General features: G+C 40.5%; 9 protein-coding genes. 4 read left to right on the top strand and 5 right to left on the bottom strand.

Annotation, left to right across the window (positions count from 1 at the left end):
- Positions 1 to 152: 152 nt before the first annotated feature.
- Complete coding sequence (locus ACLCDV_RS16435) at positions 153 to 1139, top strand: endonuclease/exonuclease/phosphatase family protein (protein WP_411971684.1); 987 nt, start codon at positions 153 to 155, stop codon at positions 1137 to 1139.
- A gap of 129 nt (positions 1140 to 1268) precedes the next feature.
- Here ACLCDV_RS16435 and ACLCDV_RS16430 read toward each other — a convergent pair whose 3' ends face one another.
- The gene (locus ACLCDV_RS16430) at positions 1269 to 2894 is read right to left on the bottom strand and encodes an ABC-F family ATP-binding cassette domain-containing protein (RefSeq protein WP_075993261.1); all 1626 of its coding nucleotides are present in this window, start codon (positions 2892 to 2894) and stop codon (positions 1269 to 1271) included.
- A 272-nt stretch (positions 2895 to 3166) separates the two neighbouring features.
- On the opposite strand from ACLCDV_RS16430, the gene ACLCDV_RS16425 reads away from it, so the two are divergent.
- The 3 genes from ACLCDV_RS16425 to ACLCDV_RS16415 all read left to right on the top strand — a co-directional run bounded on the left by ACLCDV_RS16425 (position 3167) and on the right by ACLCDV_RS16415 (position 7374).
- On the top strand, positions 3167 to 4162 hold the full coding sequence (locus ACLCDV_RS16425) for a hypothetical protein (protein ID WP_411971683.1): 996 nt from the start codon (positions 3167 to 3169) through the stop codon (positions 4160 to 4162).
- Positions 4163 to 4738: 576 nt separating this feature from the next.
- The gene (gene nhaA, locus ACLCDV_RS16420) at positions 4739 to 5926 is read left to right on the top strand and encodes a Na+/H+ antiporter NhaA (RefSeq protein WP_411971682.1); all 1188 of its coding nucleotides are present in this window, start codon (positions 4739 to 4741) and stop codon (positions 5924 to 5926) included.
- A gap of 221 nt (positions 5927 to 6147) precedes the next feature.
- A complete protein-coding gene (locus tag ACLCDV_RS16415; protein ID WP_411971681.1) occupies positions 6148 to 7374 on the top strand; it encodes a DEAD/DEAH box helicase in 1227 nt (408 codons plus the stop codon).
- Between the two features lie 72 nt (positions 7375 to 7446).
- On the opposite strand, the gene ACLCDV_RS16410 is transcribed toward ACLCDV_RS16415, so the two are convergent.
- From ACLCDV_RS16410 to ACLCDV_RS16395, 4 genes are all read right to left on the bottom strand, one after another.
- A complete protein-coding gene (locus ACLCDV_RS16410) occupies positions 7447 to 7812 on the bottom strand; it encodes a VOC family protein (RefSeq protein WP_411971680.1) in 366 nt (121 codons plus the stop codon).
- A 235-nt stretch (positions 7813 to 8047) separates the two neighbouring features.
- Positions 8048 to 8917, bottom strand: coding sequence for a DMT family transporter (locus tag ACLCDV_RS16405; protein WP_411971679.1), 870 nt, complete (start codon positions 8915 to 8917; stop codon positions 8048 to 8050).
- Positions 8918 to 9208: 291 nt separating this feature from the next.
- Positions 9209 to 10645 (bottom strand): efflux transporter outer membrane subunit, encoded by a 1437-nt coding sequence (locus ACLCDV_RS16400; RefSeq protein WP_411971678.1) that lies wholly within the window; start codon positions 10643 to 10645, stop codon positions 9209 to 9211.
- 1 nt (position 10646) lies between these two features.
- Positions 10647 to 13808, bottom strand: a complete 3162-nt coding sequence (locus ACLCDV_RS16395; RefSeq protein ID WP_317665744.1) for an efflux RND transporter permease subunit — start codon at positions 13806 to 13808, stop codon at positions 10647 to 10649.
- Positions 13809 to 13922: the final 114 nt, after the last annotated feature.

Below are 13922 nucleotides of genomic sequence, written 5' to 3'. Positions count from 1 at the left end.
GCTATGCAGGTATTAACCTTTTGTCATTATAGTGTTTATAAATTATTAGTTTTTAATAATTTGTGCATAATTATTAAAAATAGAATTAATTGAATATAATAATAGAGCTAATGTTGGCGCAGTAGCTTTGGAGTGAACGAAATATTCAATCCATGCTATTAGATCTGTTGTTCGAAAAAAAAATTAGACCTAAGGGTTTTCGAAAGATTGTCATCTTATTTATTTGTGCGTCTACCGGCGTTATGCTCGGTTTTAAGTTGAAACCAAAACAACAGCCAAAGCTCAGTAATGCTGTGTATGCAGCTATGCCGGAAGCGACTTACGGAAAACTAAATTTGTTAACGTACAATATAGCTGGCCTCCCTGAATTGATTTCCAGTGCTGTAACCGAGCGGTCTTCCAGTATTACGTCGATCGGCAATCGGATCAACGGATTTGATATTGTCAATGTGCAGGAAGATTTTAACTACAACAAGTTCCTCTACAGCGAAAATAAGCATAGCTACCGAACGGAAAATATGGGTGGGGTACCTTTTGGGGACGGGCTGAGTACACTTTCAAAATATCCTATCGTTGAGTTTGAGCGGGTGGGCTGGACTGATTGCAATGGTGCAGATTGTCTGACTCCTAAAGGCTTTTCTTATGCTCGAATTCAATTGGCCAAAGCGGTATTTATTGATGTTTATAATGTACATGCGACAGCTCAGGATGATCCGAATGCAACGATTGCCCGGCAGAAGAATATAAATCAGCTAAAAGCCTATATTAAAAAGTATTCGGCTGACAGACCACTTTTGATTATGGGCGACTTTAATGCACATTATGCTTACGAGCTGGATAACATCAGTTCTTTTCAGAAGGACTTAGGTTTGGTAGATGCATGGGTAAGTTTACGCAACAAAGGTAATATTCCTGGGCATAAAGTGAATTTTGAAGCGAAAACAGCATTGGAGTTGACAGAGGATTGCGAAGGTATTGATAAAATTTACTATCGCAATAACCATCTTTTGCTATTTGAGGCAAAGAATTATCAGGTTCAAAAAAAGCTTTTTCAAAACGAAAAGGGACAGGATTTATCCGACCATTGTGCGGTGTCCTTACAATTAGGTTGGCGTGTTGTCAAACCTTCGGTTCAGTAAAGTAAAACTTTCTCAATTCTTTCATATCAATCGCGATTAGCACTGAACCCCTCAGTGCTTTTTTATTGCGCATCAAAAAAGCCCCATAAAATGAATTATGGAGCCTTTATTAAATTGGGATAAATTATCTTATTTATACATTTCTTCACGTTGCGCTTTCACCACATCGCTATTAATGTATTCATCGTAAGTCATCAATTTGTCGATGATACCTTTCGGAGTCAATTCGATGATTCTATTTGCAACAGTTTCAGTCAATTCGTGGTCACGGGATGTGAACAACATTGATCCTTTAAAATCAGACATTCCATTGTTCAATGCAGTGATAGATTCCAAATCCAAGTGGTTGGTTGGTTCATCAAAGATTAGGAAGTTGGCGCCTTGAAGCATCATACGAGAAAACATACAACGCATTTTTTCTCCTCCTGAAAGCACAGATACTTTCTTCATAACTTCTTCACCAGAGAACAACATTTTCCCTAGAAATCCACGTATAAATTGTTCGTCCGCCTCCGGGTTAGTCGTATAGTTTCTCAACCAGTCCACTAAATTCTCATTTTTTCCTTCGAAGAATGCGGCATTTTCAATCGGCATATCGGCAGGAGTGATGGTAACGCCCCATTTGAATTCGCCACCGAAATCGGTGTCTCTACCAGTTATAATGTCATAAAATGCTGTGGTTACCAATGAATTTGGACCTAGAACAGCGATTTTATCGCCTTTATTAATCATAAAGGTAATATCCTTGAAGAATACCTCGCCATTGACCGTTTTGCTTAAGCCTTCAACTTGTAGCGTTTGATCTCCTGGTTCACGATTCATGGTATTGAACATGATGGCCGGATATTTACGGTTGGATGGTTTAATCTCGTCAATATTAATTTTATCCAATGCTTTCTTACGAGAAGTAGCTTGTTTGGATTTGGAAGCGTTGGCAGAGAACCGACGGATAAACTCCTGAAGTTCTTTTACTTTATCTTCCATTTTCTTGTTTTGATCAGAACGTTGCTTTAACGCTAATTGGGAAGATTCGTACCAGAACGAGTAGTTACCCGTATAGATTGTCATCTTACCAAAATCAATATCCACCGTATGCGTACATACAGCATCCAGGAAGTGACGGTCGTGGGATACAACTAAGACGATTGCCTCGTAACTCGCTAAAAAATCCTCTAACCATGCGATGGTATTAATATCCAAATCATTGGTAGGCTCATCGAGAATCAAAATATCTGGTTTGCCAAATAATGCTTGCGCTAAGAGTACGCGGACTTTTTGGTTACCGTCAATTTCAGAAACTAACTTATAATGTAGTTCTTCTTTAATGCCCAAACTGCTCAATAAAGTTGCGGCATTAGATTCGGCATTCCAGCCATCCATTTCAGCAAAAAGACTTTCCAGTTCGCCAGCGCGTTCGCCGTCGGCATCAGAGAAATCCTCTTTCATGTAAATGGCATCTTTCTCTTTCATGATTTTGTAAAGCTCTTGGTTACCCATCATGACAGTTTCAAGAACAGTAAATTCATCGAAAGCATAGTGATCCTGACTTAAAACAGACATGCGTTCGCCTGGCGTGAATGCCACTGAACCTGTCGAAGGATCAACTTCCCCTGAGATAATTTTTAAGAAAGTAGATTTACCTGCTCCATTAGCGCCAATAATACCGTAACAGTTTCCAGGTGTGAATTTTAGATTGACATCTTCGAATAGTACACGTTTACCAAAACGAAGGGAGAGATTTGACACATTAATCATGCTGCAAAGATACGTTTTAATATTGTATTTTTAACTATTTGCGGTGATCAGTTTCAGGAGAAATTGAGGAGAGTAATGTTGGGGAAATCAACTGTTTTTAGCTTCTTTGGAAAACCTGTTTGCTGTAAAATTTCAATGGATGAAGAGGATCTTTGAAATGAAGCGTGAAATCCAGCAATGTGTGCAAATAATGAATTAATAAATTATAAATATTGTGCTGGTGATTTAAATTGGCTTCTTTTTTGTGGACAAGAGCTGAAATGAAATCAATTATGAAAAGAAATAGAATAACGGGTGCCGTTATACTTGCAGTTGCTTTTTTATTTAATATCCAAGGAGCCTCGGCTCAATTTGGAGGACTATTGGATAAGGCAAGCAAAGCCGTTGCTTCCAAGGGAAGCAAGGTACTTGGGCTGGATAAACTTTTAAAAGAACCCGAAGCGATTAGTACCAGTTTTGAAGATGTAAATAGGAAGGGGGAGCAAATGCCCGATTTTCAAAATACGGCTGTTTATAAACCTTTAGAGAATTTGCAAAAGAATGGCCATGATGGTTACTTATTGGAGGCTGGACATTTTGAAATGACCAATAAGAGCTATTGCTTGAAAGCGGGTACTTATGCGCCTTCGAAAGGTGATGGATATATGTATGCACCTACTTTGGGCAAGAAGAGAGACGTGGTCATTGCAATTTTGAAAAGCGCTGAAAAACACCCTGAAGTTGCACAATCAGACATACAGATGCTATTGTGGACGATCATTGCGAAGACAAAATTTATTGATTATTCTGGTCCGGTGAAAGAAACAGCCTTAAAATTGCTTACGGCTGAACAAATTTTACATTTGGAAGGTGGTGCACTTGGCGTTTTGCCATTTGACGTTGTCCAAAAGGCAAAAGACCAGATGCCACCGGCAGTACAGACAATCTTTGAAGCAGAAAATAATATTCGGCAGCTCGTTTCCTCAGGAAACTATTCGTACGCTGATTTTGAACAATATGCGATCTTAGCTGGTATGGCTGAGCCTCGTACGGACGTGCCAAGTGGTATTTGGACGCTTCATCCTGATGGTTATTATGTTCGTTATTATCCAAGTGGTTATGCGGTTACTAAAGTTCAGGTGTATGTCCCTCAAGAATTGATTACAAAATTGAATGGTAAGAAGCTTGTATACGATGCAACCGATGATATTGCCTGTCCAGCAAATACAGGATCGCAACGATTAGCACAAACGAATGAACCGATTCGTGATTATATGTTGAGTCATTGAAAGTTTGATGGGAAGTGAAGGGGATGTGGAAGGAAATTTAATGAATAAGGGAGATCTACTGATCTCCCTTATTCATTAAATTTCCTCTTTTGCCTCCTGTATAATATATAAACAATGACAATGATAGCGATGATTGCTAAAATAATGTAATGGGAACCTGAATGTTGGGTTTTATCCTCTGTCGTCTGCGCATATGTAAAATTTGCTACGAAAAGAAGCACCATGAAAATCCACTTCTTGCACATAATAAACGGTTTATTAACTATAGTAGCAAGCTAAGTATTTTTTGCAACAAAGTCAAATTAATTCGGTAAAAAAATAAACAAATTTTCATAAAATTTTAATGCATAACCTCTGTTTCTCACATTTGATTCGTTATTTTCGAAAAATATAAGGATAGCAGAAGAGTTTTTGTCTTTTTTATTCGCTTTTTGGTTCTTTTACCACTAAATAAAACACAGCTAATTCAACTTTTTTACATTGGATATAGCTCCGGATATTGTTTAGGGAATTCGGTAAATGGTCCTAAAAATCGTATCTTGTGAACCTTTGTAAGCGTTTTTAGATATTCAAATCATGTCAAAACTTATCAATTTAACTGTCTTTAAAGAATTCTTAAAATCCAGCTTTGCTGGCGGAATTATACTTTTTTCCTGTGTTATTCTGGCATTGATCGTAGCAAATACGTCATTGTATGCCAGTGTAATGGAATTTTTGAACCGGGAAGTAGGCTTTGAGAGCGGTCATATTCATTTAAAATATTCGTGGTTATTGTGGCTCAACGACGGTTTGATGGCTATTTTCTTTTTACTAGTGGGGCTCGAGATAAAACGTGAAATTGTAGAGGGTGAGCTCTCATCGCCAAGTAAAGCAATCCTGCCCATTTTGGCTGCGGTCGGGGGGGCGCTTTTGCCTGCCATCATTTATTTTGTATTAAATCAGGGAACCGGTACTGCAAACGGCTGGGGTATCCCTATGGCAACGGATATTGCATTTGCTTTAGCGGTTATCACGCTTCTTGGAAATAAGGTACCTGCCAGTCTTAAGATCTTTTTGGCTGCGCTAGCGATTGTTGACGACCTACTTGCCATATTGGTTATTGCGATCTTTTATAGCAATGGTATTCATGCGACCTATTTATTTATCGCTTTAGGTATCTTTCTGTTTTTGATCGTGTTAAATAAATTGGGCGTTAAAGCGATATGGGCTTACCTGATTCCGGGACTATTTATTTGGTACTTTGTTCACCACTCGGGTATTCATGCAACAATAGCTGGCGTGCTGGTGGCCATGACGTTACCAACAACACCGGATGCGGAAGAATCTCCCTTGGAAAAACTTGAGCATCTATTGACCAAACCGGTCAATTTCATTATCATTCCTTTGTTTGCATTTGCGAATACGCTTATTCCGATCCATGGGGAAATGATTGGTGGTTTGACGTCAAAATTGGGGATCGGTATTATCCTTGGTCTAATCGCTGGTAAATCAGTTGGGATATTTTTGATCTGTTTTATTGCTAAAAAATTGAAGATTGCGCAATTACCGGAAGGGGCTGGCTGGAAACAGATTTTTGGTGTAGGCTTGTTGGGGGGAATCGGTTTCACGATGTCGATCTTCATCTCGATACTATCTTTTGATGATAGCATGCTGATTGAAGAAGCAAAGTTCGCGGTTCTGATCGCTTCTTTATGCGCTGGCTTGCTAGGCTATGTCGTTTTGAGCGCGGTGTCAGCCGCAAAGAAAACAGAGGCTATTGATTAGATTTTGCATAGATAGCAGTCGTATGCTTGGCTTTCAATGTCGTACGTTTGGCTTACAATAATGTGTAGGACCGTTGTTTTGGTCAGATTCAGTCCTGATTCCTTCATGGATAAATCCTATCTGAGGGTTAATTTGAAAGCGGATAACGAGCTATCGGTATTAATTTTAGACTTTTATGAATTAGATTTAGTAATTTAGGGCACAACAATAAAAACAATACGTTGAGATTTGATGAATTTGGCTTTGTTCCAGCTTTGGAAGAAGGTTTAGAAAGTATGATGTTTGAGGAGGCTACGCCGATCCAAGAACAGACCATCCCGATTATTAAAGAGGGAAAAGATATGATTGCCTGTGCACAGACAGGTACAGGTAAAACAGCAGCTTATATGTTGCCGATCCTCGATGCAATAGCACGGAATTCAAGGGAATCTATCCTCGCTATTATCCTTGTTCCGACCCGGGAACTTGCTATGCAAATTGACCAGCAGATTATGGGCATGTCTTATTATACGGGTGCAACATCCATAGCCATTTATGGTGGTGGTGATGGTATGGGGTATGAACAGCAAAAACGGGCCATACGGGAGGGGGTAAATATCATTGTTGCTACGCCGGGAAGGTTGATAAGCCATCTTACCTCCATGAAGATTGATCTCTCTCATTTAAAGCACTTTGTTTTGGATGAAGCCGATAGTATGCTGGATATGGGATTTCAAGACGATATTTTACGTATTGTAAGTTATCTACCGAAGAAAAAGCAGATGCTTTTGTTTTCGGCTACGATGCCGATGAAGATCAGGTCTTTTGCCCGAAAAATTCTACAAGAGCCTGTGGAAGTCAATATTGCCATTTCTAAACCTTCGGAAGGAATAGATCAACGCGTATATCTTGCCTATGATCAACAGAAAATGGAGCTTCTGAAGAATATACTGAAGGATCCCAACTATGTATCTGTTATTATTTTTGCATCCCAAAAAACTACAGTCAAACTTCTCGCCCAGGAATTACAGAAGCAGGGGATTGATGCGGAGGGTTTCCATTCGGATCTCGAACAGTCGAAACGGGAAGATATCATGGGCAGGTTCCGATCTCGTCAGGTGCGGGTACTGGTGGGGACAGATGTGATATCTCGCGGTATCGATGTGGTGGGGATCAGTTTGGTCGTTAATTACGATGTTCCACCGGATCCGGAAGACTATGTACACCGTATTGGACGTACTGCTCGAGCAGCAACTACAGGAACAGCCATTACCTTTGTCAATGAGAAAGACCAAAACCGTTTCGCTCAGATTGAGAATTTAATAGGTTATCCGATTGAACAACTACCATTGCCAGCGGGTTTTGAAGCGGGGCCTACTTACAATCCTGCCAAAAAGAATCCACAGCATAAGAAGAAGCGTTTCAATAGGAATAAAAATAAAAACTATCAGAAAGCTAAAAGAGCCTGATTTTAACATACAAAGCCCCTATATTTTTCTGATATGGGGGCTTTGTATTTGAGTAAATATTGTATTCAACTTTTATTCAACAGTCCATACGGCCAATTCATATCCGTCAGGATCCTGGAACTGAAATCTTTTTCCTCCGGGAAAGCTAAAAATATCTTTTAATATAGTCCCTCCAGCACCGATAACCTCATCACGCGTAGCCTGCAGATCGTCGGCATAGATAACGACGAGAATACTGCCCTTTATTGGGTCACCAAGTGTAAAACCACCATCAACATATTTTCCGCCAAAAGCTGTATATGCTGGGCCGTAATCCGTAAACTCCCAACCGAAACTCGTTGAGTAGAATGCTTTGGCACGTTCAAGGTCGCTTGATACAAACTCAAGGTATTGGATCTGCTGGTTGACAAATTTGTTTTCTGTACTGCTATTGCTCATAACGGAACTATCTATTTAATGTATATATAATAAATTGCTTGACTGGTTGTCCCGGTTTTGGAATTAAAACCCGAACCGTTTCATAAATATAAGGCTTTGTTGAAAATGACACACATTTTTCTTTTCAACATGTTTTTTGGGAGGCGACCTGTTTATTGGGGCTACCTGCTTGGCACATGGAGGAAACAACATTCATTTCCCAATCTTCGTTGGACTGGGAAATGAATGGAGATTGTTAAGCACTCTTTTTACTGCTGATCCAATATTGCAATAACACAGATGAAACAACCAAAAACAGTCCTGCATAGAAGGATAGGTTTAATTCTTTTGCTTCATTCAGAAATAAAAAGGCAATCAAAATAGCATATATAGGCTCAAGATTTAAGCTTAAGTTCAAAGTAAATGCCGATATCTTCTTTAAGATTTCTGTAAATGCCAGATAGACTCCCACAGTGCAACATAACGATAGGATGATTAGATATAAAATATCCAGGACATTGGGAATGAAAGTGCTGATTGGATAGTGCTGAATGTAAAAAGGCAGTAAGCAAGCTAGTCCGAGTGCACCGCCAACCATTTGGTAATAGTTGATGCAGATGGCATTGTACTTTTTGGTCAATCGTTCGTTGTTAATAGCATAAAGAGAAGCAAAAGCCGGAGAAATTATCCCTAAGACTATGCCTAGCTGGTGTGAGGTATCGAAGTGAAATATCAGTGCAATACCGCACAACGTAAGCCCACTCAACAGAATTTCAGACAATCTGAATTTCGCTTTATTGATCATCGGTGCAAAAATAGCGGTGAAAAAACTCGCCATACAGTAGCAGATCACGCCGATGGAAATGTTTGAATATTTGATGCTAGCATAGAATAATAGCCAGGATGCTGTCAATAGTAGCCCATTTTTTGCAATATGCAGTTTCTCTTTGAAAGTAAAATCTGTAGGTATTTTATACCATTTTAGAATAAAAAATAGGATAGTGGCAGCTAAAAATACACGGTACCATGTGAGTATCCCCTCGTTAAGTGAAATCAGTTTTCCAAATACGCCAGATAGTCCCAGGCACAGCACAGCAAGGTGCAGCATGAAATATGAATGTTTCATAAGAAATTGTCTTCCGGTTCCGTCCATGAAGGACGAAAGGTGTTAAATAATGAAATTGATAGAAAATAAGAAGCACAGCAAATTGGTCCATTTCTGGCATTGGGCTTCAGTAATATAGAGAAAAAATATTACGCTATTGGAGGAGGAAGACAACTCGTTCTATTCATCATATTTGTATTTACCCGAAGATAGGGAATTTTGGGCGGAGCTGCAAACAGGGAATGAAAAAGCCCCTAGAAAGTCTTTGGTTCTAGGGGCATCTATTTAGTCAGTTGACTTTATTTTGTGATTTTATGGCGTATTCGAGGGTAAAGTATCTGTTCCGCCGCCCAGCGCACGGTAAAGATCTATGGCTGCATTGAGCTTTTCCCGTTTTACTGTAATACGTTCTAAATCATTTTGGAGCGCATTGTTTTGGGCAGTTATCACTTCCAAATAGTTTGCCATCCCACTTTTGTAAAGTAGGGCTGCATCAGCGGTGGCTTTGGCGAGGGCATTTGATTTGGCATGGATAAGTTGCAGGCGCTGTTCCGTATGTTTGATTTTTGCCAAGGCATCCGAAACTTCTGAAACGGCGACCATAACCGACTGTTTAAACTGCAATGCTATCTTTTCGCGTTCGATGACCGATATCTCATAGTTTGTTTTTAAAGCACCTTTCTGGAAAATTGGCTGTGCAATATTCCCCGCTATTGTTTTTACGATCGAACCCGGTAGATCAAACCATTTGTTAAATTGAATGGAGTTTGTACCAATGGATGGTGTCAAGCTTAGGGAAGGGTACATCGCCGCTTTGGCGAGTCCCATTCTGCTTGTAGCTGCCACAACCGCGTATTCAGCTGCTCTGACATCTGGTCTGCGGCTCAAGAGTTCGGCCGGCACCCCTGCGGCAAGTCCGTCTCCAACAATCGTATCATCTAAACTTGCTGTACGTTGAATACCCTCGGGGAAACCTCCGCAAAGAATGCTCAGTGCATTTTCTTCTACAGCCATGTTTTGATGGGCTAGAGGAATTAACAATTCAGCAGTTTTCTTCTGAGCTTCGGCTTGCTTCACGGCAAGCGAACTGACCAGTGATGAGTTGTATTGCAAACGTATCATGCTAAGTGTACTATCGCTCAATTGAACATTTCTTTGTGCAATCTTAAGCTGCTCATCCAAAGCAATCAGATTATAATAGGACTGGATGACCTGTACAATAAGGCGTGTTTTTAATGCGGAAAGATTTTCCTTTTGGCCAAAAAAATTGGCCAAGGATTCCTCTTTCTGCATTTTTACCTTTCCCCAGATATCGGCTTCCCAAGACAATCTGAGCGTGGCGCTATAATCGTCCATATAAGGCGTCCCAATAAATTGGTCGCTCAGTGAGCCATTCAAGGAGTTGCTCGATAACCATGTTCTGTTCGCTCCAATGCTTAAATCAGCTGTTGGCAGTAATCCTTTCTTAGACTGCTTGTACGCGAGTTCCAATTGTTGCATGTTGAGGAGTGCAACATTGACGTCTGTATTGTTGGATAATGCCTTCTCAATGAGTGAGGTCAACAAGGGATCCTGTACAAATTTACGCCAGGATAACTGTAGCGTATCAGACGTCAGGACAACCTCGCTGTTTTTGAAATTTTCGGGCATTACTATCTCCTGACGTGTGTATTTTTTTCCCACGCTGCATGCGGACAACAACAGGGTAGTGCTTGCGAAAATTGTTATATAGTGATGAAATTTTTTCATTTTAATCGTTTGTATTGTGTACTGTATTGTCCGTAAGTTTTTTACCCGAAACTTTTTCTTGCAAATATTGGAACACCAGGTACAGTAATGGTATAATAATTACCCCAAGGATAACACCGCTTAACATACCCATTGCTGCTCCGGTACTGATGGAATGGTTACCTGTAGCCGTCCCGCCGGTCGCAAACATCAAGGGTACCATGCCGGCAATGAAAGCCAATGAAGTCATCAAGATTGGGCGTAGACGAGCTCTTGCTCCTTCTAAAGCCGAATCAATGAGTGAGGAGCCTGCTCTTCTCCGCTGTAAAGCAAATTCAACAATCAAAATGGCATTTTTTGCCAAGAGACCGATGAGCATGATCAAGCCGACCTGGACGTAGATATTGTTGTCCAATCCAATGGCCCGTGTTCCTAGGAAAGAGCCGATCATACCTGTTGGGATTGATAACAGTACGGCAAGGGGCAATAAATAACTTTCATACTGTGCTGATAGTAAGAAATATACAAATAGTAGGCTTAATGCTAGGATAAGTACGGTTTGATTGCCCGAAGACTTCTCTTCCAAGCTAAGTCCCGTCCATTCGTAGCTATAGTCTCCCGGTAACTTGGTCAATACATTTTTCTCCAATGTTTCCATGATCGCACCATTACTGATACCAGGCGTGCTAACCACGTTTATCGTGAGTGAATTGTATAAATTATAACGAGTCACCGACTCAGGACCATACACTTTACGAAGTGTAACCAAAGTGTTCACCGGAACCATTTGGCCAAGATTATTCTTGACAAATATTTCGTTGAAGGCTTCTTTATCGGTTCTATAGATCCCATCCGCTTTAACTGCTATCCGATAGAATTTACCGAAACGATTGAAATTCAATGATTGGTCACCTGCAAAGTAAGTTTGAACGGACGAAAGCATTTCACTGACATCTACACCAAGTTGGGCAGCTTTGTCTTCATCGACTTCTAACTCCATCTGTGGATAATCTGCTCTGAACATGGTATAGGCAAACTGTACCCCGGGTTGTTTCATAATCTGCGCAATAACGGAGTCGGACATTGCTTTGAGCTCTACCGGCGATTTACCAGCCCTGTCCTGCAAAACGAGTTCCGCGCCATTCATCATACCATAACCATCAACAGGAGGGGAGCGAAAGGCCATTGCGTTACCTTCTTTGACACTGGATAATTTTTGTGAGATCACTTGGTGAATCTGATCGATATCGTTCATCTCACCACGTTTCTTTTTATCTTTCAGGCGTATGAATCCTGTTGCATAGGCTGCGCTGGAGTTGTTGCCGATCATATTGAATCCAGTAATACTTGTATGGCTTTCAATAGAAGGGATATCGGCTAGTAGTTTTTCGATTTTTTCTACTGCTTTTGTGGTTCGATCAAGTCCCGTTCCTGGGGGCATTTCTAAACTGTATACAACAAAGTTATCGTCTTCCATTGGTACAAAACTTTTGGAAGTGCTTGTCATGAGGTATCCGGCAACACCGATCGTAGCCAGTATCAAAAGTGCCGAAATCCATTTTTTCTTTGCCAGGAATTTTAATGAACCAACGTATCGGTTGGTCATGTTTTCGAAGCCAGCGTTAAACGCTTTGAAAAAACGTTGAGAAAATCCTGTGTTCGGGGTCTGCCCATCGTGATTTTCGGCGTGCGTATTTTTAAGCAATAATGCGCAGAGTGCTGGTGTCAGTGTCAAGGCATTGATCGCAGAGATCACAATGGCGATAACAAGGGTATAGGCAAACTGTTTATAAAACATGCCCGATGAACCTGTCATAAATCCAATGGGAATAAAAACTGCACACATAACCAAGGTAATGGAGATTACAGCCCCTGTGATTTCACTCATGGCACTATGGGTAGCCTGCTTACCGGTTAAGTTGGAAGTCTCCATCTTTCCATGTACTGCTTCGACGACGACAATTGCATCATCGACAACAATACCAATGGCGAGTACTAGGGCAAATAACGTCAATATATTGATTGTAAAGCCAAACACCAGCAGGAAGAAGAACGTCCCTACGATAGCTACTGGTACTGCGATTGCTGGAATAATAGTCGATCGTATATCCTGCAGGAATAAGAAAACAACTAAGAAAACCAAAATAAAGGCTTCAATCAATGTCGAACGTACTTGAGCTGTACTTTCATCCAAGCGTTCTTTGGTACTGATCAATTTAAAAATCTTGATTCCTGGAGGGAAGGAGCGTTGCGCTATTTCAATCTGTTTGTCGATTCCGATTTCAATTTCATTGGCGTTGGAGCCTGATGTCTGAAATATACCAATGGTAACGGTATTGAGTCCATTATTTTGCGAATTACCGCTATAACTGATCGAGCCAAACTCGATACGTGCCACATCCTTTAAGCGTACGATCTGAACGTCATTGTTTTTAACGATAATGTTCTCATACTGTTCTGGAAGGTTCTTTTTCCCTTTATAGCGTATGACATATTCCAGTGGTGCTTTTGATTCTTCCCCTAATTTTCCAGGTGCAGATTCCAGACTTTGTTTGGAAATTGCAGCAATGACTTCTTGTGGCACGAGTCCATAGCTCGCCATTTTTTGCGGATTCAACCATACACGCATCGAATAGTCTTTGGAACCGAATACCATGGCCTGACCGACTCCAGGTACACGCTTGATCTGTGGGATCAAGTTGATGTTCACATAATTCTGTAAAAATAGTTCATCATATTTTTTATTATCTTCTGTATAGATATTAAATATCATGATCATACTATTTTGTTGCTTGGAAGTCGTTAATCCCATTCGGACAACTTCCTGTGGCAGGATAGGAGTAGCCTGTTGTACTCTGTTTTGCACATTTACGGCTGCCTGATCTGGATTTACACCTGCTTTAAAGACAATACGCACAGAGAATGTACCATCGTTACTTGCAGTTGATGTAATGTATTCCATGTCCTCCACACCATTGATTTGCTCTTCAAGGGGTGTAACAACTGACCTCAATACTGTTTCGCTATTTCCTCCGGGATAGCTTCCGGTAACTTGAACCGTGGGCGGGGCGATATCCGGGAATCGCGTTTGAGGCAGCCTAAAAAGACCGATAACCCCCAGTATGACAAATATGATAGATATAACAGTTGCCAAAACTGGCCTGTCAATAAATTTCTTTAACATTTTAGTTTAAATTTTATAAAGCTTTTAGTACCGTTTTTTTTCAAAAGTGAATACTGAATGTATAGGCTTGTTGCCTTTCTTTGAGCAGTTCAGCTTTTGCTATACCTGCTATCC

This window comes from Sphingobacterium sp. Lzh-3, from assembly GCF_046764375.1.
In the GTDB taxonomy this organism is placed as follows: domain Bacteria; phylum Bacteroidota; class Bacteroidia; order Sphingobacteriales; family Sphingobacteriaceae; genus Sphingobacterium.
Note: the sequence above shows the minus strand (reverse complement) of the source record. Positions and strands in the feature narration are given on the sequence as shown.